Annotated in this window: 21 protein-coding genes; 17 read left to right on the top strand and 4 right to left on the bottom strand. The window is 40.1% G+C overall.

All coding sequences use genetic code 11. The annotated features are described in order from the left end of the window. On the bottom strand, nucleotides 1–236 hold a 236-nt coding region (locus tag AAGC65_RS14520), incomplete at its 3' end, for a hypothetical protein (protein ID WP_343113181.1). 91 nt (nucleotides 237–327) lie between these two features. Further along, nucleotides 328–1758 (bottom strand): alpha-L-fucosidase, encoded by a 1431-nt coding sequence (locus tag AAGC65_RS14525; protein ID WP_343113182.1) that lies wholly within the window; start codon nucleotides 1756–1758, stop codon nucleotides 328–330. A 228-nt stretch (nucleotides 1759–1986) separates the two neighbouring features. Between AAGC65_RS14525 and AAGC65_RS14530 the strand changes: the two genes are divergently transcribed. Next, on the top strand, nucleotides 1987–4167 hold the full coding sequence (locus tag AAGC65_RS14530) for a glycoside hydrolase family 3 N-terminal domain-containing protein (RefSeq protein ID WP_343113183.1): 2181 nt from the start codon (nucleotides 1987–1989) through the stop codon (nucleotides 4165–4167). 67 nt (nucleotides 4168–4234) lie between these two features. On the opposite strand, the gene AAGC65_RS14535 is transcribed toward AAGC65_RS14530, so the two are convergent. Continuing rightward, nucleotides 4235–4915 carry an MgtC/SapB family protein gene (locus tag AAGC65_RS14535; RefSeq protein WP_343113184.1) on the bottom strand — a complete coding sequence of 227 codons (681 nt, stop codon included), beginning with the start codon at nucleotides 4913–4915 and terminating at the stop codon, nucleotides 4235–4237. A 110-nt stretch (nucleotides 4916–5025) separates the two neighbouring features. Here AAGC65_RS14535 and AAGC65_RS14540 point away from each other — a divergent pair, with 110 nt between their 5' ends. Then, complete coding sequence (locus tag AAGC65_RS14540; RefSeq protein ID WP_343113185.1) at nucleotides 5026–5355, top strand: hypothetical protein; 330 nt, start codon at nucleotides 5026–5028, stop codon at nucleotides 5353–5355. 3 nt (nucleotides 5356–5358) lie between these two features. On the opposite strand, the gene AAGC65_RS14545 is transcribed toward AAGC65_RS14540, so the two are convergent. Further along, entirely contained in the window at nucleotides 5359–6072 is a 714-nt protein-coding gene (locus tag AAGC65_RS14545; RefSeq protein WP_343113186.1) for a uracil-DNA glycosylase family protein, read from the bottom strand. 200 nt (nucleotides 6073–6272) lie between these two features. Between AAGC65_RS14545 and AAGC65_RS14550 the strand changes: the two genes are divergently transcribed. From AAGC65_RS14550 to AAGC65_RS14620, 15 genes are all read left to right on the top strand, one after another. Next, on the top strand, nucleotides 6273–6725 hold the full coding sequence (locus AAGC65_RS14550; RefSeq protein WP_343113187.1) for a VOC family protein: 453 nt from the start codon (nucleotides 6273–6275) through the stop codon (nucleotides 6723–6725). A 22-nt stretch (nucleotides 6726–6747) separates the two neighbouring features. Then, nucleotides 6748–7143, top strand: coding sequence for a DoxX family protein (locus AAGC65_RS14555; protein ID WP_343113188.1), 396 nt, complete (start codon nucleotides 6748–6750; stop codon nucleotides 7141–7143). A gap of 12 nt (nucleotides 7144–7155) precedes the next feature. Continuing rightward, complete coding sequence (locus AAGC65_RS14560) at nucleotides 7156–7533, top strand: DoxX family membrane protein (RefSeq protein ID WP_343113189.1); 378 nt, start codon at nucleotides 7156–7158, stop codon at nucleotides 7531–7533. Between the two features lie 71 nt (nucleotides 7534–7604). Beyond that, nucleotides 7605–7826: a hypothetical protein gene (locus AAGC65_RS14565; protein ID WP_343113190.1), complete on the top strand. Its 222-nt coding sequence runs from the start codon at nucleotides 7605–7607 to the stop codon at nucleotides 7824–7826. A gap of 58 nt (nucleotides 7827–7884) precedes the next feature. After that, complete coding sequence (locus tag AAGC65_RS14570) at nucleotides 7885–8283, top strand: VOC family protein (RefSeq protein WP_343113191.1); 399 nt, start codon at nucleotides 7885–7887, stop codon at nucleotides 8281–8283. A gap of 420 nt (nucleotides 8284–8703) precedes the next feature. Then, a complete protein-coding gene (locus tag AAGC65_RS14575) occupies nucleotides 8704–9090 on the top strand; it encodes a response regulator (protein ID WP_343113192.1) in 387 nt (128 codons plus the stop codon). Beyond that, the gene (locus tag AAGC65_RS14580; RefSeq protein WP_343113193.1) at nucleotides 9071–10159 is read left to right on the top strand and encodes a sugar transferase; all 1089 of its coding nucleotides are present in this window, start codon (nucleotides 9071–9073) and stop codon (nucleotides 10157–10159) included. The genes AAGC65_RS14575 and AAGC65_RS14580 overlap by 20 nt, the downstream gene beginning before the upstream one ends. A 4-nt stretch (nucleotides 10160–10163) precedes the next feature. Next, on the top strand, nucleotides 10164–10844 hold the full coding sequence (locus tag AAGC65_RS14585) for a TolC family protein (RefSeq protein ID WP_343113194.1): 681 nt from the start codon (nucleotides 10164–10166) through the stop codon (nucleotides 10842–10844). A gap of 2 nt (nucleotides 10845–10846) precedes the next feature. Next, nucleotides 10847–13006, top strand: a complete 2160-nt coding sequence (locus AAGC65_RS14590; protein ID WP_343113195.1) for an AAA family ATPase — start codon at nucleotides 10847–10849, stop codon at nucleotides 13004–13006. A gap of 200 nt (nucleotides 13007–13206) precedes the next feature. After that, nucleotides 13207–14724 (top strand): O-antigen ligase family protein, encoded by a 1518-nt coding sequence (locus AAGC65_RS14595; RefSeq protein ID WP_343113196.1) that lies wholly within the window; start codon nucleotides 13207–13209, stop codon nucleotides 14722–14724. A gap of 4 nt (nucleotides 14725–14728) precedes the next feature. Further along, complete coding sequence (locus AAGC65_RS14600; RefSeq protein WP_343113197.1) at nucleotides 14729–15343, top strand: acyltransferase; 615 nt, start codon at nucleotides 14729–14731, stop codon at nucleotides 15341–15343. 10 nt (nucleotides 15344–15353) lie between these two features. After that, nucleotides 15354–16700 carry an oligosaccharide flippase family protein gene (locus AAGC65_RS14605; protein ID WP_343113198.1) on the top strand — a complete coding sequence of 449 codons (1347 nt, stop codon included), beginning with the start codon at nucleotides 15354–15356 and terminating at the stop codon, nucleotides 16698–16700. Beyond that, nucleotides 16700–17911: a glycosyltransferase gene (locus AAGC65_RS14610; RefSeq protein WP_343113199.1), complete on the top strand. Its 1212-nt coding sequence runs from the start codon at nucleotides 16700–16702 to the stop codon at nucleotides 17909–17911. Before AAGC65_RS14605 ends, AAGC65_RS14610 begins: the two co-directional genes overlap by 1 nt. Before the next feature lie 99 nt (nucleotides 17912–18010). Next, nucleotides 18011–19165: a glycosyltransferase family 2 protein gene (locus AAGC65_RS14615; protein WP_343113200.1), complete on the top strand. Its 1155-nt coding sequence runs from the start codon at nucleotides 18011–18013 to the stop codon at nucleotides 19163–19165. 41 nt (nucleotides 19166–19206) lie between these two features. Then, on the top strand, nucleotides 19207–21858 hold the full coding sequence (locus AAGC65_RS14620) for an amino acid adenylation domain-containing protein (RefSeq protein WP_343113201.1): 2652 nt from the start codon (nucleotides 19207–19209) through the stop codon (nucleotides 21856–21858). The last annotated feature ends 8 nt before the right edge of the window (nucleotides 21859–21866 follow it).

Genomic DNA, 21866 nt, shown 5'->3' on the forward strand with positions numbered 1-21866 from the left:
AAAACCGTACCCGGAACAACAGCGGGCATCCATGCATTGGTACTGTAAGCTGTTTGCGAAATAGCCGCTCCCTTATCCTTAACGGCACCAATGGGCGAACACTTCCAACCGCTGTTTAATTCGTATTCTGTTTGCGCATTTGCATTAACACTTTGAAAAACAAGAATGCACAGCGATGCAAAGGTTGTTGAAACTTTAAAAAACACAGACTTAGCTGTGAGGGGTGTTTTTATCATTATTTATAGAGATGTGGATGTCAAAATTAAATATTGCAACAAGTTTGACACTATGTTTATTTAATTATTTTATGTGGTATTTTATCCGCAGTTAATATTCCAGTTTAAAACAGGCGGCCTCGTTTAAACCGCTGTTTTGTTGTAAACCAGCAGGTATTTGTACAACCACCTCATCATTTTCCTGTTTCCATTTCAAGCTTTGCTTGCTACCTAATAAAGTGACCTTTTTAGGCTTAGCCGCCTTAACTGTAATGGTTGATGGTAACAACACTTTTTCCTGATCGCTGAGCACAAAGGCGTAAATAGCCTTGTTATTTTTTGCCTGGGTATAAAACACATTACTGGTTGAGTAAGGCGCAACCGATTTTGAGCCATAAATACCCTCGCCGTTAATTTTCATCCAGGCGCTGATGCCTTGTAAACGCTGGTAAGCTACCGGATCCCAATCGCCATCAGGGCCCGGGCCAATATTCATAAGCAGGTTCCCTCCGCGCGAAACTATTTTAACCAGCAACTGCACAATTTTTTGTACCGATTTGTAATGATCACCCGGAACATAGCTCCAGGAATTACCCATTGTTATACAGCTTTCCCAGGGATGATCAAGCGGTACTTCGGGAACTTCCTGCTCGGGCGTAGTATAGTTTTCGTACTGGCCAGATACGGTACGGTCGACCACAATAAGGCCTGGTTGTTTCTGGCGGCCCATAGCGGCAATTTTAGGCATATCAATATCCTGGTCAAATTTGATACCCCGCTGCCAGTCAACTGTGGTGTCAACGCTGCTTTTAGGGCGCACCCAACCGCCATCTAACCATAAAATATCTACCTTGCCATAATCGGTCATCAGTTCGCCAATTTGGTTGTAGGTAAAATCTTTAAACTTTTGCCAGCGTTCAGGATACTTTTTGGGGTCGTAATTTACGTTACGGTCTTTAGGCGGAAAGTAATTCCACCAATAATTCTCGGTATGCCAGTCGGGTTTGGAGAAGTATGCCCCAATCATAAAATTCTCTTTACGGAAAGCGCTGAAGATCTCCTTAGTTACATTACTCCGTGGATTACTTGAGAACGGCGTTTTAGGGCTGGTGATCTTGTAATCGGTTTCTTTGGTATCAAACATGCAAAAACCATCATGATGCTTGGTAGTAAATATCACGTATTTCATACCGGCATCCTTTGCCGCCCTTACCCATTTTTCGGGATTAAACTTTACGGGATTAAATGTGGTTTGCAGGTTTTCGTAAGCAGCCTTGTAACCATTATAAGTAGCGCCGTATGGGCCTTTACGTTGTGTCCAGCCTTCATCCTCGGGGCAAATGCTCCAGCTTTCCACAACGCCCCACTGGCTGTAAGTTCCCCAATGCATAAAAAGGCCAAACTTCATATCCTGCCACTCAGTTAGCTTTTTTTCAACCAGTGGATCATCTGGTGGTACATATTGTTTTGAAACGTTATGTTTTTGCGCCATAGCTGCAAGGCTGCAAAAACTTAGGAAAAGTAGCGTAAAGCGTTTTTTCATAGAGTATCTGGATTATATAGGTTAAAAATAACAGGATATTGCCGATAAAACTTTTTAAAAAAATTTAATAAATATCTAAACTTTATTAAAAACATAGCAAATCCGAAATTAATATTTTATAATTGTTACAACAAACCTGAGTGACCAATAAAATTCCTTTTTAAAAATTACGCTATAAAGTTAATACGGATTACATTTACATCAATTTTAAAAGAAACAATAAAAACTATGGCTTCAACCATTACCAAAGTCACGCGGCTGTCTGTAGCTGCCATTTCCCTACTGTTTAGCAGTGCTGCTACACAAGCGCAACAACCCCCTTTTTACAAAGACGCTTCGCAATCGATTGAAACGAGAGTTAATGATCTTTTATCAAAACTAACGCTTGAAGAAAAGATTTCCTTGCTGGGTTACCAGAGCAAAGCTATTCAGCGTTTGAGCATCCCAGCATATAACTGGTGGAACGAGGCATTACATGGCGTGGCCCGTGCTGGTGAAGCTACTATATTTCCGCAGGCCATTGGCATGTCGGCAACATTTAACGATGATCTTTTAAAACAGGTTTCTACGGCTATCTCAACAGAGGCACGTGCCAAATATAACCTTGCCATAGCGCAAGACAGGCATTTACAATACATGGGTCTTACCTTCTGGACACCAAACATCAATATTTTCCGTGACCCACGCTGGGGCCGCGGTCAGGAAACTTACGGGGAAGATCCATTTTTAACCGGCCGCATGGGTTCGGCATTTGTAAAAGGTTTGCAGGGTAATGATCCGCGTTATTTAAAAGCATCAGCAACAGCCAAACACTTCGCGGTACACAGCGGTCCTGAAGCTGAGCGCGATCACTTTGATGCTATTGTTGACGAAAAAGACCTGCGTGAAACTTACTTGTATGCTTTTCACGAACTGGTTAGCTCAGGCGTTGAATCGGTAATGAGCGCATATAATCGTGTAAATGGCGTACCAAATTCTATCAATAAGGTATTGCTTACCGATATTTTAAGAAAAGAATGGGGCTTTAAAGGTCACGTGGTTACCGATTGTGGTGCTTTGGATGATGTTTTTCTCCGTCATAAAACCTTACCTACCGCGGTTGAAACAGCTGCCGCTGCCTTAAAAGCCGGCGTCAATTTAGATTGCTCTACTGTACTGCAAAAAGATGGTATGAAAGCCATTGAGCAAAAGCTTTTGACCGAAAAAGATATTGATTATTCGCTGAGCGCCATTTTACGCACGGAGTTTAAATTAGGTTTTTATGATGATCCGGCGCAGAACCCATATCATGGCTATGGTGCCGATAGCGTTCATAACGCGCAACACCTGGAGCTGGCTCGTAAAGTGGCCCAGCAAAGTATGGTACTGCTTAAAAACGATAAAAACATTTTGCCTTTGAATAAAGCCAATGTATCGAGCATTATGGTGGTTGGCCCCAATGCGGCTTCCTTAGATGCTATGGTGGCTAATTACCACGGCACCAGTAGCAAGGTAGTGAACTTTGTTGAAGGTATTACCGGCGCTGTTAGCAAATCAACCCGTGTGGAGTATGATTTAGGTTGTGATTATAAGGATACTACCCACTTCGGCGGTATCTGGGCAGCTGGTTCTGCCGATGTTACCATCGCCGTGATCGGTTTATCGCCGGTACTGGAAGGTGAAGCCGGCGACGCGTTTTTATCAGAAAGCGGCGGCGACAGAAAAAGCCTGAGCCTGCCTGCAAGCGAGATCGCGTTTATTAAAGCTTTACGTAAAGGGATTAAAACCAAACCTATTATAGCGGTTATCACCGCTGGTTCTGACGTGGATGTATCCAGCATTGAACCTTATGTTGATGCTATTATATACGCCTGGTACCCCGGCGAACAAGGCGGTAACGCGTTGGCTGATGTTGTGTTTGGTGATGTTTCGCCATCGGGCCATTTACCGCTTACCTTTTATAAGGATATGAACAGCCTGCCCGATTATCAAAACTATGCTATGAAAGGCCGTACCTACCGTTATTTTGATGGCCCGGTACAATATCCGTTTGGTTTTGGGTTAAGCTATACTTCATTTGCTTACACACTTAACAGCAAACCTAAAGCATCTTATAAAAAAGCTGATACCCTGACTGTTGCCGTTAATGTTAAGAACACCGGCAAAATGAATGGCGATGAGGTGGTTCAGGCTTATATCGAATATCCAAAGGTTGACAGGATGCCGATCAAGGAGTTGAAAGGCTTTAAACACGTAAGCGTAGCAAAAGATCTGGATGCGACTGTTACTATTAAAATCCCGGTTCAGGATCTGCAAAAATGGGATCTGGCTACTCACAAATGGAAGCTTTACCCGGGTCAGTATAAGTTAGTATTGGGCAGCAGCTCTGCTGATGAAAAAGCAAGCGTTAATTTTACTGTAGCCAAATAATCAGTTATAAGCTTTTGAAATAAAAAATGGCCGGTATATACTACCGGCCATTTTCTATTTACGGGTCTCAACTCAAAAAATCTACGCTGTTTACACCTTTGATCTTTTTCAATTCGGCTATTACGGTCATTACCCTTTCTTTCTCGGTAAATTGTTTTTGAATGGTGATCCTGATCTCATCACTACCCTCTCCGGCAGCGGCAAGGCCAATCTCTTTAAACGGAATATTGTTAGCTATCAACACATTCTCGATCGATGCAAAATCGGCCTTATGCTGCTCCAGCACCATCCTGATGTTGCGATACTTATTCTTCTTAAAAAACTTATCCTCAAATGGTTTAAACACGGCCAAAATAATCAAAGCTATAGCAGTAGCACTGATGGCTTCTATATATAATCCGCCGCCCACTGCCAAACCAATGGCAGCAACCGTCCACAAACCTGCTGCGGTAGTGAGGCCCTTCACTACTTCGTTCCGCAGAAAGAATATGGTTCCGGCACCCAAAAAGCCAATACCGCTTACTACCTGCGCGGCCACCCTTGATGGGTCAAGGGAGATACCTGGCTTGCCTACCACATCCTGAAAGCCATAGGCAGATACCAGCATAACCAGTGCCGAACCCAGGCTCACCAACATGTGCGTTCGTAAACCTGCAGTCCAATGCCTGCGCTCGCGCTCCCATCCTATTATACTGCCTAACAATGCGGCTACTAAAAGCCGCAAAAGCATATCGTAAGTACTGATCATCTAACTAATTTATGAAATAATTAAGGATGTTTGTTCAAAAAATCAGTTATCATATTCTCTGAAACAATTATATCTTATTGTTGTCTAATCTATAATTAAACCAGTTTACAATGATCACCAGCGGCATTACATTCGGAGTAAAAAAACAAGATGGCACTCATATAAACATAGCCATCGATCCTGCAGATACCAATAGCACACAAACAGGCCAGGGCAATGCCGGCACCTATAAATTATACCGTGACATTGATAGCCCTAAAACATTTGACAAAGGTTACCTTGGCGCTATTTTTTTAGATGCTGCAGACGGTAGCTACCACTATTCGGGTGGTACAGAACTTACTGACTTTGAGCTGAAGCAATTGGCCGATTTCATCCGTAATTATCATGCTACCGGCAAGGAGTTTGATGATCACAAGCGGGATATTAGCACCAAATAGACTTTATAAAACTGCTTTGCTTAACTCCCGCATATATTTTGCAATATAATCCTGCTTGGTTTTTGCCTTGTATTGCATAATAAAACGTGGATGTTCCAACGCTATAATCTGTTTAAAGAATTTCATTTCGGCATTCAGCTTGCGTAAAAATGCTTCGTTTTTACCAGTACCAAAGCAATAGCAAATATCGGATTCAAAACCGTTAGCTATTTGTTTTTCTATATTATCAATTATAAAGGGATATACAGCCTTTTGCAATTCGGGCATATCATAATAGTTATAATTTACTTCCTTACCCTTGTTGCCTGTTATAGTAAAACCTAAAGGGCAAACCGAGTGGATATAAAACTGCTTGTAAAACTCGCTAACCCCGCCAAAGGCATGTATCATTTCATAAACAAAGGCTGATGATGGCTCATGAGTTACCGGGCCATTGAAAGGTATATCACACTCACTTACTAAGCGTTTAGGATCGGTAAAGGCAACACCTGTAGCGCCCGAGCCAAATCTGCCCGGGTTGATGCCCAATATCAAATGCCGGGGATGCAGATCATTAAAATACTTGTTATAAAACTGGGTAGAAACAGCTAATGCCGGTCCGCCATCCTTATAAGGGTTCATAATGCTTATCCCGTTAGGTAAAACACCAGTAAAATCAAGCTGCCGGTTAAACGCGATTATCCTGCTGGCAAATGTATCCATATTGGGTACTAACATATTTAAAAAGAATGGCGGTAAAAAATAAAACCAAAATTGTTTTGCAGCATGTTAATACTATATTGTCATAATCAGCCCCTAAAAGTGTCGTATTCCCCCCTTTTCTATACTGTTCAATCCCTGTAAATTTGGTTAAACAAAAACAGCTGATATAATCAGCAACTAACAATAAATCAATTATAAACTTAAATTAAAACAAGATGATAACCATTAACCCTTATTTGAATTTCGCGGGAAACACCGAAGAAGCCTTCAACTTTTACAGATCAGTTTTTGGCGGCGATTTTTTAACCATTATACGTTTTAAAGACATGGGCGGCGCAGCCTGCGACTCAACACCTGAAAACGAAAATAAAGTAGCGCCTGAAGATGAAAATAAAATCATGCACATCGCCCTCCCGGTTGGTAAAGGTAATATGTTAATGGCTACCGATATGATTGGCGAAATGGCCAAAACATTAAATCACGGCAATAGTCACTCGGTTTGTATCAACGGCGAAAATGTAGAAGAATCTGGCAATTTATTCAAAGGCCTTGCCGAAGGTGGAATGACCTTGGTTCCGTTTGATAGATCAACCTGGGGAACTTACTTCGGAATGCTTGTAGATAAATTTGGTATTCAATGGATGATTGATTGCCCGGTTAATCAATAATAATCATTAACTTTTAATCATCATGAAACCTAAAACCATCAGAATCACTTACTGGGTATTAACCATACTATTTGCATTGGCTATGCTGGCCGATAGTTATGGCGGTATCACCCAGCAGCAGGCCGGGAAAGATGTATTGCAACATCTGGGTTACCCCATGTATGCGCTTATTATTTTTGGGGTAGCCAAACTGCTGGGCGCTATAGCCATATTGCAAACCCGGTTTAATACCATAAAAGAATGGGCATACGCCGGCTTTGCTTTCAATTTTATTGGCGCTATAGCCTCAAGGGCCTTCGCCGGCGATGAGATGGGTTTATTGATACCTCCGTTGGTTATGCTCATCATCATGTTTATAACCTACTATTTCTGGAAAAGGTATGATCAGTTTAATCCCAATATCATTACTAACGCTTAAAAATTATAGATCATGAAAATAGCCGTAATTGTTGTTCGCATCCTTGTTGGCCTGATGTTCCTTTTTTCATCGGTAGTAGTGCTTTTTAAATTAGTGCCTCAGCCCCAGTTAAAAGGCGATGTTAAGGTATTTATGGATGGGGTAAATGCCTCAGTTTACCTGCTACCCCTGATTAAGATAACAGAGCTTATATGTTCTATAGCGCTTATTACCGGGCGGTTTGTAACACTGGCATTGGTGGTGCTTTTCCCCATTATGATAAACATCGTTTTATATCATGCTTTTTTGGGTCCAGAGAATTTACCCATTGTATTAGCCTTGTTAATAGGTATTTTGTTTCTGGCTTATGCTTACCGAAGAAATTACGTAAGCCTGTTTGCTGTAAAATAGTTACAGCTAATACTAACACTATACATCAATTATAGTGTTAGTATTCATATATAAACTCTAAACGGTTAATTATGGCAGTAGAAGTTTTTAAAACAAATGTAAGCACACGCAGGTATGCTAATAAACTCCTAAACCATATCCATAAAACTTTTTCAAGGTATAGTGCCAACTTTGATCTGGATGATTGCGATAACATACTGCGTATACAATGCAGCCAGGGAACGATAAGTTCAAAAACTTTGATCACGTTTTTAAAAGATCTGGGATGTTATGCAGAAGCATTGCCTGATTAATCCATTATTTTAAAACAAAAATCACACTTATTAATTTATAATTAATAAACTTATTATTATGTTGGAAGGAAATAAAGCGTTTAGCGGCTTTTCGGTTAATGATTTACCCAAAGCCAAAGAGTTTTATGGTAAAACACTTGGGCTTAATGTTTATAATGATGAGCAAATGCCAGATCTCTTAAACCTGGAGATCAATAAGGATAACATCATTTTAATTTATCCTAAGCCCAATCATACTCCCGCCACTTTCACTATCCTCAATTTTCCAGTACAAAGTGTAGAAGAAACCGTTGATGAATTGACCGCTCGCGGCGTAAAATTCATTATCTACAACCTGGATGAGATCAAAACCAACGAAAAGGGCATATTAAAAAGTGACGGTAATGGCCCTACCATTGCGTGGTTTAATGATCCGGCAGGTAATATTTTATCAATTATTGAGCAACACATGCAATAACAGTAACTCTGCTTCATAGTAAATTTATTCCCTAAGTGGGAATAAATTCCTCACTTTAAACGGCACAACAATCCGTTTGGTAAACCCATTTAGCAATTAAATGGGTTTATTTATATCTCAGTGGCCTCATTTGCAGGCTTTATTAATCATAAATAGTTAATAAATGTCGTAACAAGCAATTTTCCCGGCTTTCGGTATAGTAATTGAATATTCCCACTCAGAAATGAATTGGAGAGCAGGTTTGTATTTGATTAATAAAAAAACGAACCCGTGATGCATTTTTAACGTAAACGCCGAAATAAATCTGCTGATCGTTAAAACTTATTAATTGAAGAGTAAATAAAGTGCAACACAGCCCCACATCATTTCAAAAGTAACATGCGTTTAATCACACTTTATTAATTCAGGCACAGCAACAACATGAAAAAAACCCTATTAATTGTTGACGACGATTTAAGCATTTTGAAATTACTCAACTTTATACTTTCAAAAGAATACGATCTTGTTTTAAAAAGCAATGGCGTTGATGCTTTTGGCTGGCTTGAAGATGGTAATATGCCCGAGCTTATTATTTCTGATCTGCAGATGCCCTATTTTGATGGCCAATCATTTGTAAAAAATGTAAAGATCAGCGGCTTTTATCGTGATATACCGGTTATACTGCTTTCAGCAGCGCATGACCTGGATGATCAGGTAGGTAAAATGCCTTTTACGGTTGAGGCTTATATCCAAAAACCATTTAAACCTAATGAATTAAAAACAGCTATCAACCAACTTGTAAACGTATATGAATCATCAAATGTCTGATTGGAACAAAAGCTCAGGTTCACAGATCAGGATCGCATATGCTGGTTTGGAATTAAAAGACCTGATCTTAGAGGGTATCAACGATAATTTCAATATCACTTATAATGATACTATAGCACAGCTTGAGGACTACTTGGGTAACCAGTCAATTTTAACTGTACCTGATATTATACTTATTGAGGTTGACGATAATGGCAAATGCTTTAAGTTAGTTAAAGAACTTAAAAAAAGCTTTTTACTGAACGGATCGATCATCGTACTGCTATCATCAAAAGACGATAAAGCACTTAAGCAGCAAGCCATGCAGTTAAAAGTGCATGACTATTATAGCGTGCCATTTTTAATTGATAACCTGCGTGAGCGCCTTAACTTCCTGGTAACTTTCAAACTGATTAAACCAAAGTTATTGGAGATATCACAGGAAGTTGACGCTACATATAAAATGCCTTTAGGTAAGCGTATTATTGATTTGGCCATATCGGGCAGTATGCTGCTTTGCTTATCCCCTGTTTTTTTAGGTGTGGCTATCGCGGTTAAGTTAGATTCAAAAGGGCCTGTGTTTTATAAAAGTAAACGCGTTGGTACCGGTTACCAGGTATTTAACTTTTACAAATTCAGATCGATGCGTACCGATGCCGATCAGTTATTGGCAAAACTATCTGTCGAAAACAATCAGTATGCGGCAGCTGGTGGCGGTAGCCAGGCAGCATTCGTAAAAATCAAGAATGACCCACGTGTCACTAAACTCGGCCAGTTTTTACGTAACACAAGCCTTGACGAATTACCGCAGCTGTTTAACATTTTAATGGGCGATATGTCTGTAGTAGGTAACCGTCCGTTGCCGGTTTACGAGGCTGAAATGCTCACCTCAAATGAATGGTCAATGCGTTTCCTGGGCCCGGCCGGATTAACCGGTTTATGGCAGGTGAGCAAAAGAGGTAAAGAAGACATGTCTGAGCGGGAGCGAAAAAAATTGGATAACTTTTATGCGCAGAAGTATTCTATTTGGTTAGATTTAAAAATTATTTTAGGAACCATACCAGCACTATTTCAAAAAGAAAAAGTATAAATAAATGAATAAGAATATTATAACGCTTTCATTTTTATTAGTTTTTACTGTTTTTTTCAATAATCTGTACGCCCAGGAATCTTTTGTTAAAGATATATCATACCCTTACCTTGAAAAACTGATAGCTACCGCCAAGAAAAACTACCCGGAGGTTAAACTAAGGCAAAGCCAAGTTAACGCTGCCAAAAGCACCTACAACCAAACCAAATTTGCCTGGCTTGATGGTTTAACGGCCTCTTATATTTATAGTCCGCAAAACTCAATTAATCTGTCTACTCCAACCATTTTTAAGGGGTATCAGCTAGCATTGTCGCTAAGTGTAGGGCAGTTGTTAAAAAATCCTGCGGCTACTCATGTAGCTAAAGAGAACTACAAAATTGCCGAGTACCAGCAAAGCGAATACATGCTGAGCATTGAAGCGCAGGTAAAACGGTTTTACTTTGCCTACCTGGAAGCCCAGGCCGAATTAAGGCTGCGCTCAAACGCGGTACTTGATGCCGAGGGAGCTGTAAAACAGCTTAAATATGCTTTTCAAAAAGGCGAAACCACATTTCAGATCTATAACGAACAACTCAATAGTCTTTACAACCAAAACTCTTTTAAAGTACAGGCCGAATTAGCAACCTTCACTGCTAAAACCAACCTGGAAGAGTTATTAGGTACCAAATTAGAAGAGATTAAATAATAATGGAAATAGCTAATTTTTTTAAGCTTTTACGTAAACACCGCAATATTCTCATCATCATTCCGCTGGCAACAGTGGTTGGTTCATTCTTCCTGGTTAAAAACATGCCAAACAGCTATATATCGCACGCGCAAATAGCAACCGGTATTGTTGATGCTTCAAGGCACCTGATTGATAAAGATCAAAATGTAAACGCGCAGGAGCAACAGGTTTTTCGTGAATTCAGCAACCTCATCGCCATTATGAAGCTAAAGAAACTGATGAATCAGGTTTCGTACCAGCTTATTATTCATGATCTGAGCAGCCCTGAACCTTTTCGTAAATTCACTAAACAAATAACTGCAATGCGCCCTTATGAGCGCGACCGGGCGCTGGTAATTTTTAAGGACAAGTATAAGCGCATGGAGCCGCTATCGCTTTATAATAAGGAAGAAGACCATCTGAATGATGTGTTGATATCCATGCATTATGATGAGCGCTCTATACTAAAAGATATTGTAATTGGCCGCGATGAGGACAGCGACTTTATATCGGTTAGCTATGATTCTGAAAACCCACAGCTATCAGCTTTTATTATAAATACGCTTTGCAAGCAGTTTATTGACTATTATACCCAAAGCGTAAAGCAAAATGAGCTGAATGCCGTAAACTTTTTATCGCATTTACTGGAAGAAAAAAAGAAAGCCTTAAGCGATAAAACTGCCGAACTTCAACAATATAAGATAGAACACGGTGTGTTGAGCCTTGATGAGCAATCAAAAGCCATTTTTGCCCAGATCATGGTGTATAATGATAAAAAGCAACAAGCCGAAAAAGACGTTATTTCTAACGAGGGCGCTATAAATACAATCAACAAAAAATTTGAACCCGCCGACCGGAAATATGTTGAAGCATCAGTAAGCAAATATAACCAGGCTATTACTTCTACCCAGGATCAACTACATATATTGGAAGACAGGTATGTACGAAGCGGTTTTAATGAAAGGTATAAAAATTCTATTGATTCTATACAAAACCAGCTTACTGCACAGTTAAATCAATCATCAGATAAATATTTAACCAATCCATTGGTGGCTAAAGATGAGCTGATACATCAAAAATTAACGCTTGAAATAGCAAGAGATCTCGCTAAATACAGTGTAAAATCAATTGACAACGAACTGGCCAACCTTAACTCAAAGTTCAGCAGCCTGGTACCTTTTGATGCCACAGTAAAAACGTATAATTTTGATATTGATATAGCCGGTAAAGAATATCTTGATGTTTTAAACAGGTATAATGAAACCAACCTTAAATCAAATTTTTCAATAAATCTTAGACAGGTTGAAATCGCTACGCCTGATATTGCCCAGCCATCAAAAAAGATATTGCTTATCGCGTTAAGCGCCATAATAAGTGTGTTTGGTTGCTTACTGGTAATGTTCATACTCTTTTACCTGGACAAAAGCATCAGAAGCCCTGCTGAGCTTGTTAATAAAACCCAACTGCCACTATTAGGTTACCTGAACCTAATTAACAGCAACAACCTTGACCTGAAAAAGCTTTGGGATGTAGAGCACAGGGATAAAATGAAACCGTTTAAAGAACTGCTCAGATCAATACGTTTTGAAATAGACCAGGAACTGCGCGGCGAAAAAGTTTTAGCTATCACCAGTATTGATGAAGCCGAAGGAAAAAGTCTTCTTGCTATAAGCCTGGCTTACTCCTACTCCATGATCAACAAAAAGGTTTTGTTAATTGATGGTAACTTTAATAACCCTACTATCACCAAAACCGCGATGCCTCACATATTTGTAGAGGAGTATTTCAAAAACAACCCGCTTAATGCCCAGGAGGTAAACAGTAGCACAGCTACCGTATTAGGTAACCATGCGGGCGATGTTACCTTATTTGAAATTGGCGACGAAGGTTTCCTTAAAAACAGGTTTGATGAGTTGAGGTCGAAGTATGATATCATCATCATCGATACAGCGCCTTTGAGTGCTTTAAACAAATCAAAAGAGTGGTTGTTATTTGCCAATAAAACCATCGCTGTTTTTGAATCGGGCAAAAGCATTACCAGTGTTCAAAAGCCATATGTAGAGCATTTACGCAGCCTTGGCAACCAATTTGCAGGCTGGGTGTTAAATAAAACATCTTTAAATCAGAAAAAGGATAAGTAAGCTTAGTAATAAGTTTTGCAAATTCTTGATTGTAAAAACCTCCTCGTATTATGAGAATAGAGCCCAAATTTCGAGAAGATAAGTATAAGGATTTACCACTGCTTCAGCAGCGGTCGCGCAAGGCTGCTATTGTTGTGGCATTTTGCGGTGCTTTTGTATGGGTTATAAAAATATTATTTCTTTAAGTCAAATAGCGGTACATGCAGCGTGATCAAACCGGTAACAGGGAAGTAAAACAAACATTTTGGCAAAAAATAATTGACCAAAAGTTTTCAAATCCTGTGGTGCCTTTTAGTCTGCTTATTTTCTCGCTGCTCTCGAGCTTTGTGGTGTATAAACTCGGCATAATAGGCAGTGTAGGCATACTGGCTATCATTATAGGCTTACCAACTTTATTCGCAATCGTCGCATATCCTAAGATTGGCATAATTGTATTGATACTGGCCTCCTTCTTTATCAATTACGTATCCGAATTTTTGCCTGATGAAGTACCCATAGGAACCTTACTTGATGGTATAACGTACCTGCTTATATTCGGCTTTTTTATAAAACAGCGAAAAGAACAAAATTGGGATTACTTTAAAAATCCGATCAGTTACATCATCATCATATGGCTGGCCTATAATTTAATAGAGGTTATTAACCCGGTAGCTCCGGCAATACTGGCCTGGGTATATACCGTACGTACCGTGGGCTTTATTATGCTGATGTATTTTGTTTTTGTCTTCCAGATCAGATCTGTAAGCTTCATAAAATTTTTATTCAAGCTATGGCTGGCGTTGGCATGTGTTGCAGCCTTATCGGCCTTTCAACAGGAAAATTTTGGTTTTTTTCCTTTTGAAAAAAGATATCTCTATTCAGATCCCTTGCGGGTAAGTCTTCTTTTTATTGAAGGCCACATGCGTAAGTTTGGCATCTTTTCTGATCCTGTTACATTCTCTTATAACATGGTAATGGCCAGCCTGCTCTGTATTTCACTTATTATGACCAACATTAGTCAGCGTAAAAAGATAATATTGGGCTTTATGGCAGCTTTTTTTCTTTATGTGATGCTTTACGCAGGTACCAGAGCTGCTTATGTATTAATACCATCTGCTTTATTGATGCTGGCAGTTTTAAAATTCAACAAAAAGGTACTCATCTTTTCGTTAATGGCAGGCTTTTTTCTGGGTGTATTGATTGTAATGCCCACTTATAACCCACTTATAAAAAGGTTTCAATCGGCGTTTAAACCATCTGATGATCCATCATATAACGTAAGGGCCGAAAACCAGAAACGCATAAAACCTTATATTCTCTCCCACCCTATTGGCGGTGGTCTTGGTTCGGTAGGCATCTGGGGAAGGCGGTTTGCGCCAAACTCTATGCTGGCCAAATTCCCGCCGGATAGCGGCTTTGTACGCGTGGCCGTGGAAATGGGCTGGGTTGGGTTAATATTGTTCTGTACACTCCTTTTCATAGTGTTGTACAATGGCATCAACTTTTTTTACCTCATCAAAAATCCGGAGTTAAAAACCTATTGTTTGGCCATGCTCCTGATCATATTTGCTTTAAATGTGGGTAATTTTCCGCAGCAGGCCTTTATACAATACCCCTCAAATATTTTGTTTTACCTGGCAATTGCCATTTTGGTAATATGCAAGCGGCTTGATGAAGAAGAACAAATAGCGGAAACGAAAACGCCGAGGCAAAAAAGTTTAATATCAAAATGGAGTTAAGTTAATGTCACTTGTATCAAAAATAAAATCAAACCCTAAGTTAAAAAGCTTTGTACACTGGCTAATTGTGCGTAGTGGCGAAGCAAAGCCCCGGCTATGGGTACGCTGGTTTGTGAATCCTTTTTTTCATCATAAGGGCAAAAAGTCTGTGGTAAGGTTTAAGGCCCGCATGGATATATTCCCTTTTAATAAGTTTTCGCTGGGCAGCAGCAGTATCATTGAGGATCTGGCTACCATCAATAACGGTGTCGGCGATGTGATGATCGGCAATAATTGCGGTATTGGCATAGGTAATGTAATTATTGGGCCGGTAACTTTGGGCAACTATGTAATGCTTGCCCAAAATATAGTGCTATCCGGTTTAAATCATGGTTATGAGGATGTTACTACTCCTCCCCGCTTGCAAAAAGTAACTACAAAAAAAATAACTATTGCCGATAATGTTTGGATAGGCGCAAACAGCGTGGTTACCGCGGGTGTTACTATTGGCAAACACGTTATTATTGGCGCTGGCAGTGTGGTTACTAAAGATATACCTGAATATACTGTAGCTGTGGGCAACCCCGCCAGGATCATTAAAAGGTATAATTTCACAACAAACAGCTGGGAAAAAGCGTAACAAACACTACATGGGGTTTCTTAAAAAAGTTATTAATAAATACACACTTTCTTTAGCCAGTAATGCCATTATGCCGGTGCTGGGTATGGCCATATTATCGTTAATGGCACGTTACCTATCCAAAACCGACTTTGGCGATTATATATTTTTTCTGGTGATATTTACCCTGGCCGATACTTTCAGGACCGGCTTTTTACAAACTTCTCTTATTAAATATTATGCAGGAGCCAGCGAAGAGCGCTCCCGGAACATCGCGGGCTCTGCCTGGTACCTGGGCTTTATGATCGTGTTGAGTTTTGCAGTTGGCAATTTGCTGATGTATTTCTTTTACTTCGGTACAAACGCCAATATGTTCACCATTATCAAGTGGTTCAGCATTATTTTTATTACCACCTTACCCACCGCTATAGCCGGATGGATATTGCAGGCTGAAGAGCGTTTTGACAAGCTGTTTTTAGTACAATTAATTAACCAGGGAGGCTTTTTTATACTCATATTGTTGCTCATCATTTTACATCAGGTTAATTTTCAAAACACCATTTACTGTTACTTTTTAAATAATGTGATCAGCAGTATCATCACTGCCTCGGTGGGCTGGGCCAGAGTAAAAACCATCAGCAGCAAAAGCTGGGCATCTATAAAGGAGCTTGCTCATTTTGGCAAATTCAGTGTAGGCACATCTATCAGCTCATACCTGTTGCGCAGTTCAGATACGTTCATTATTAAAATGATGTTCCCATCAGAATTGCTGGCTGTTTACTACATTCCGCAAAGACTTATGGAGATATTTGAGATACCTCTCCGGGCCTTTATAGCAACCGCTTTACCGGTTATGGGAGCAGCCGTTCAGCGCGACGATAAAAGGTATGTATCCTATATCATGAAAAAATACGCGGGTATGCTTACCATCGCTTTAATACCTATTGCAATAGTATCCTTTATAGCTGCAGATCTGATTATCGGTCTATTGTTTGGCGGCAAATATCAGCACTCAGATGCAGGCAACATATTCCGCATTTTCATGTGCTTTGTAATGCTGTTACCTATCGACAGGTTTTTTGGGATAACGCTTGATATTATCGGCAAACCACAGTTAAACATGATCAAGGTTTTTATCATGCTGTCAGTAAACGTAGCAGCTGATTTTGCCGGGATATTCATTTTTCATAACCTGTATGGTGTGGCTATAGCATCTATATTTACTTTCTTTTCGGGCGCCATATTCGGTTATTGGTCGCTCAAAAAGCATTTAAATTTTTCATTAGGCGATATTTTTAAGCTGGGTTATATAGAGCTGATAGAACTGGCGACCACTATTTATCAAAAAACAAGAAAAAAGCAACTGGAACAAAATTGATGGAGCTTAAGAACAGGCATATTATCATATTTTCGCAAATGCAGTTTGATGGCCGGCTGGAGTCAACAAACTATACTATGGCCAAACATTTGGCAAAAGACAATTTTGTTTATTATGTAGACCGCCCCTTTACCTGGAAGGATTATGTCAAGTTCAGGAACACGCCAGAGTACAAAATACGTAAGCCCCACTTTTTTTCGGCAAAAAACAGTTGTATTCAAACGGATATCCCTAACCTTAAAATAGTTATTTCGCCCCCGGTACCTTCCATCAATATGTTGCCGGAAGGTCCGCTATACCGCAAGGCGGTAAAATTCAATGAAAAAATTGTAGCAGACCGGTTAAAAAAGGTGATCAAAAAGTTAAATATCAAAGATTATATTTATATAAACTCTTACAACTACACTTACCCCAACTTTCATCAACTCATAAAGCCGCAGCTAACGGTTTATCATTGTGTAGATCCGTTAATTGAAGAATATCAAACCAGGCATGGTTTAATATCTGAGGATATTGTTGTAAAAAGTGTAGATCTGGTACTTTGCACCAGTAAGCAATTGAGGGATAGCAAGAAAAAGCTCAACAATAATTCCTTCTTCATCCCCAACGCGGCAAATATAAGCCATAGCCAAAAAGCGCTTAACCCGCAATTACCTGTGGCCGATATATTAGCCGACATTAAAAAGCCCGTGATCGGTTATTTCGGGAATATTGAACGCCGCATTGATTATGACCTGCTTATCGCTGTATTAAAGCAAAATCCTGATAAACAATTTGTTTTTGTAGGCCCGGTAGATATTGATTACGTAGAGCATGAGGCCTTTAAACTACCCAATATATCGTTAAAAGGCTCGGTACCCTATGAACAATTGCCAGCGGTATTAAAAGGGTTTAACATAGCTATTATTCCCTTTAAAAAAGACGAAGTAAGTAGTTCCATATTCCCGTTAAAGCTTTTTGAATACCTTGGTTCGGGACGACCTGTGGTATCAACCGATTTTAATACCGACCTGAAAGACTTTACAGGCGATACGGTAGCCTATTGTAAAAACGCGGATGAGTTTTCGGCCGCTATCAATACAGCACTGAATGATACGCCCGAACTACAAAAGAAAAGACTCGCGGTTGCCGCCGAAAATACCTGGGAACACCGCATAACGGAGATCAAAAATTTGTTGGCATCAAATTTACATACTGTATTACATAATTAAACCACAGGCTAAAATCTGTTTTAATTATTAATTCAACGTTACCCCTTAAAAGACAACTAATTACACATGGATATTATCAAATTAATAGCAACAGTAATAATGGATATCATCTTTATATACCTGGGTATATATTGCATTTATCTATTTATTTTCTCACTCGCGGGGAAATTAATACCCATCAAACAACCTCCGGTTGCTAAATCGTTAAGCCGTATTGTAATTTACATCTGTGCTTACAAAGAAGATGAAATTTTATTAAACTCTGCCGCAAGCGCTTTAACTATTGATTACCCCAAGGATCTGTTCCACGTTTGTATCATCGCCGATTCGCTTAAACCCGAAACCATCGCGAAATTGAAACAAATGCCATTGCAAGTGGTGGAAGTTTTTTTTGAGAACAGTACCAAATCAAAAGCCCTGAACAAAGCTATTGAAAACACCGCCTATGGCTTTGATGCTGCTATTGTTTTTGATATTGACAATGTTGCCGCCCCTGATTATTTATACCAGATCAATAACTATTTACAAGCAGGAGAAAAGGTAATACAAGGACACCGGGTTGCCAAAAACACCAATACATCTGTTGCGGTATTGGATGCTATAAGCGAAGAGGTTAACAATCACATTTTCAGGAAGTCGCAACGTGTATTTAATCTTTCGGCAGCCATAATCGGTTCTGGAATGGCCTTAGAATATCGTTTATTTAAAGAGATCATGGGCCAGATTGACGCTGTTGGCGGCTTTGATAAAGAGATGGGCCTGATACTTACCCGTCAAAAAATAGGCGTTGCCTATGCAGAAAACGCTTTGATATATGATGAAAAAGTAAGCAACCCAGAGGTGTTTAAAAAGCAACGAAAAAGGTGGCTTTCGGCCCAGTTCAATTTACTGCGCAAGTATGGCAGCAGTGGCTTTGGCCAGCTTCTTTTACGGGGCAACTTTGATTATTTTAATGAGATATATCAAATGTCTATCCTACCCCGCGTACTCATGCTTGGGTTGATGCCATTCATGCTGCTCATCTCATTGGCATTACCAGGCATTGGCCCGCACTGGCATTTATGGCTTGCTGCTACGGTTTGCTGTTACATTGGTATTGTTGTTGCAATACCCGCAGCGTTCTTTAACGAAAAGTTATTTGCCGCGGCACTTAAGTTACCGTTAATATTTTTCACTATGCTGTTATTGTTATTTAAACTAAAAGGTGCTAATAAAAAATTTATACACACCCCGCATGATCACACGGCTGCATAATTAAAAACAAAATTATTTAGTACAAATAAAGCGATACCCCAATGGCTACTACAATAAATACAGAGGCTATAAATACACTGAACGATACACAGGTTGACTACCCGAAAGATAAAGCACTTCATCATCTGGTAACCGAACGTGCACAGGAAACTCCTGATCAAATTGCGCTTAAATTTCACGACCGCGTTTACAGCTACAAAAGCTTAAATGATACGGCTAACAAACTTGCTCAATATTTGATGGAAAAAGGTTTGCAAAAAGGTGACGTAGCCGGTTTAGCGCTTGACCGTTCGCCTGAGATGGTGATATCATTGCTGGCCATTATGAAAACAGGTGCAGCCTATGTACCGCTTGATCCTGAATATCCGAAAGATAGGATTGAGTTTATGCTGGAAGATTCATCGGCCAGGATATTGATCACATCGCAAAAATATCACGGGCACTTTATAACCAACTCAACCGAGGTTTTAATTGAAGATGCTATCGAGAAGTTTCCTCTTTATTCGGCCAATGAACCAGAGGTTACCGTAACAGGTCAAAACCTCGCTTATATTCTTTACACTTCTGGTTCTACCGGAAAACCAAAGGGTGTTCAAATTTTGCATCATAATCTCGTTAACTTTTTACTGAGCGTTCAAACAGAACCTGGTATAACCACAGCCGATAAGATATTGGCCGTTACTACCATCTCTTTTGATATAGCCGGTCTTGACCTGTATTTACCGCTTATCAGCGGCGCCCAGCTTTTACTCGCTGACTCCGCTACCGCAAAAGATGGCCGTGCCCTGGTTGATCTGGTAAAGGCCGAGCAGGTTTCTATACTGCAGGCTACTCCTTATACCTGGCGCATGATGCTGGTATCGGGCTGGGATCAAAAACTTCCGTTAAAGGTATTTTGTGGAGGCGAAGCTATGCCTAAAGATCTTGTTGCTCAGCTTTTACCTAAATGTGCCGAGATCTGGAATATGTATGGCCCAACTGAAACAACCATCTATTCTACCGTTAAACAGGTAACCAGCGAAGATGATATAACCATTGGCAGACCGGTTAACAACACACAGGTATATATTTTAGATGAAGCGCTTAAAAATTATACCGACGGAACCATCGGCGAGATCTATATTGGTGGTGATGGCGTTGCTGTTGGCTATCTGAATCGTGCAGAACTATCGGCAGAGCGCTTTGTTGATGATATATTCTCAGCTATTCCGGGCAGCAAAATGTACCGCACCGGCGATTTGGGTAAAATCAGAGAAGATGGTGAAATAGTTTGCCTTGGCCGTATTGATCATCAGGTAAAGGTTCGTGGTTACCGTATAGAACTGGAAGAAATTGAACAAAATCTGTTAAAGGAAGATAACATTAAACAAGCGGTAGTTATTGCCCGTGAAGACACCCCAGGTAACCCACGTTTAGTAGCTTATGTTATTGTTAACAAACCAATAACCGATTTAAAGCCAGCATTCGATAGCTGGCAACAGGGTCTGCTTGCCGTACTACCTGAGTATATGGTGCCTGATGATTTTGTGATTATGGATACCATCCCTATTACCCCCAATGGCAAAATTGACCGTAAGGCATTACCTAAACCTGATTATAGCAACATACAACGCAGCGGCGAGTTTATTGCCCCGCGTACCAGCAACGAAAAGCTGGTTGCTGATATATGGCAGGAACTGATGGGCCTGGAAAACATCAGCATTCTGGATAACTTTTTTGAGCTTGGTGGCCGCTCATTAGTGGCGGTACAGATTATGGCGCGCCTGGAAAAGGAAACTGGTAAACGTTTGCCGTTGGCTACCTTGTTTGAGTACTCGACAGTTGAAAAACTGGCCGCACGGCTTGAAGTTGATGCCACATCCATCACCTGGGAATCATTGGTGCCTATTAAACCAAGCGGCAGCAAAATGCCATTGTACATTGTGCATGGCGCCGGCTTAAACGTATTATTATTTAATGCCCTGGCCATGAATATGGATGCCGAACAACCCGTTTATGGTTTACAGGCCAAAGGGCTTAATGGTATTGATGAACCATTAGATGTAATGGAAGAGATTGCGGCTAACTATATTGCCGAGATCGTGGCTAAAAACCCTGAAGGGCCTTATGCACTTGCCGGTTATTCATTAGGTGGTATTATTGCCTATGAAATGGCCAAACAGCTAATGGCTGCTGGTAAAGAAGTAAAAATGCTGGCCATGTTTGATACTTACGCTGAGCAATCAACCGTACATCAATCTTCTTTAAAAAGGGCTGTCAATAAAGCCGCTTTAGTTTTAAAACAAGTAGGTTACAGCGCGGTATTGCTTGCTGATGACCCTAAGCGCACTATTGAATACAAAAGCCTGATCATCAAAAGAAAGATCATTAAACTCTTCTGGAAACTATCGCCATCAAAAGAAGAGAAAAAAGAAGGTTTCTTCGCTTATGATAATGAAATTGATGAGGCCAGCGAAAAAGCATTGCGCAATTATATTCTGATCCCTTTACCTATCGCAATAGAATTGTTCAGGGCTAAGAAACGCACTTTCTACATGCCGGATTTTAATTTCCTGGGATGGCGTCCATTTGCTTTGAAAGGTGTTCATGTACATGATATACCCGGTGAGCACAACACTATATTTGCTCCCCCAAATGATAAGGAATTTGCTGTTGTATTGCAAAACTGCCTGGATAAGGTTTCAAAAGACTAAACCGTTAA

Source organism: Mucilaginibacter sp. (genome assembly GCF_039207105.1).
Classification (GTDB): Bacteria; Bacteroidota; Bacteroidia; order Sphingobacteriales; family Sphingobacteriaceae; genus Mucilaginibacter.

What these genes read in the sequence shown, in the direction of transcription:
- AAGC65_RS14545 (WP_343113186.1), bottom strand. Translation starts at nt 6,072, where the DNA reads ATGTTAGTACCCAATATGGATACATTTGCCAGCAGGATAATCGCGTTT.
- AAGC65_RS14605 (WP_343113198.1), top strand. Translation starts at nt 15,354, where the DNA reads ATGGGGTTTCTTAAAAAAGTTATTAATAAATACACACTTTCTTTAGCC.
- AAGC65_RS14550 (WP_343113187.1), top strand. Translation starts at nt 6,273, where the DNA reads ATGATAACCATTAACCCTTATTTGAATTTCGCGGGAAACACCGAAGAA.
- AAGC65_RS14530 (WP_343113183.1), top strand. Translation starts at nt 1,987, where the DNA reads ATGGCTTCAACCATTACCAAAGTCACGCGGCTGTCTGTAGCTGCCATT.
- AAGC65_RS14600 (WP_343113197.1), top strand. Translation starts at nt 14,729, where the DNA reads ATGTCACTTGTATCAAAAATAAAATCAAACCCTAAGTTAAAAAGCTTT.
- AAGC65_RS14525 (WP_343113182.1), bottom strand. Translation starts at nt 1,758, where the DNA reads ATGAAAAAACGCTTTACGCTACTTTTCCTAAGTTTTTGCAGCCTTGCA.
- AAGC65_RS14620 (WP_343113201.1), top strand. Translation starts at nt 19,207, where the DNA reads ATGGCTACTACAATAAATACAGAGGCTATAAATACACTGAACGATACA.
- AAGC65_RS14580 (WP_343113193.1), top strand. Translation starts at nt 9,071, where the DNA reads ATGAATCATCAAATGTCTGATTGGAACAAAAGCTCAGGTTCACAGATC.
- AAGC65_RS14615 (WP_343113200.1), top strand. Translation starts at nt 18,011, where the DNA reads ATGGATATCATCTTTATATACCTGGGTATATATTGCATTTATCTATTT.
- AAGC65_RS14590 (WP_343113195.1), top strand. Translation starts at nt 10,847, where the DNA reads ATGGAAATAGCTAATTTTTTTAAGCTTTTACGTAAACACCGCAATATT.
- AAGC65_RS14575 (WP_343113192.1), top strand. Translation starts at nt 8,704, where the DNA reads ATGAAAAAAACCCTATTAATTGTTGACGACGATTTAAGCATTTTGAAA.
- AAGC65_RS14540 (WP_343113185.1), top strand. Translation starts at nt 5,026, where the DNA reads ATGATCACCAGCGGCATTACATTCGGAGTAAAAAAACAAGATGGCACT.
- AAGC65_RS14570 (WP_343113191.1), top strand. Translation starts at nt 7,885, where the DNA reads ATGTTGGAAGGAAATAAAGCGTTTAGCGGCTTTTCGGTTAATGATTTA.
- AAGC65_RS14555 (WP_343113188.1), top strand. Translation starts at nt 6,748, where the DNA reads ATGAAACCTAAAACCATCAGAATCACTTACTGGGTATTAACCATACTA.
- AAGC65_RS14610 (WP_343113199.1), top strand. Translation starts at nt 16,700, where the DNA reads ATGGAGCTTAAGAACAGGCATATTATCATATTTTCGCAAATGCAGTTT.
- AAGC65_RS14565 (WP_343113190.1), top strand. Translation starts at nt 7,605, where the DNA reads ATGGCAGTAGAAGTTTTTAAAACAAATGTAAGCACACGCAGGTATGCT.
- AAGC65_RS14585 (WP_343113194.1), top strand. Translation starts at nt 10,164, where the DNA reads ATGAATAAGAATATTATAACGCTTTCATTTTTATTAGTTTTTACTGTT.
- AAGC65_RS14535 (WP_343113184.1), bottom strand. Translation starts at nt 4,915, where the DNA reads ATGATCAGTACTTACGATATGCTTTTGCGGCTTTTAGTAGCCGCATTG.
- AAGC65_RS14595 (WP_343113196.1), top strand. Translation starts at nt 13,207, where the DNA reads ATGCAGCGTGATCAAACCGGTAACAGGGAAGTAAAACAAACATTTTGG.
- AAGC65_RS14560 (WP_343113189.1), top strand. Translation starts at nt 7,156, where the DNA reads ATGAAAATAGCCGTAATTGTTGTTCGCATCCTTGTTGGCCTGATGTTC.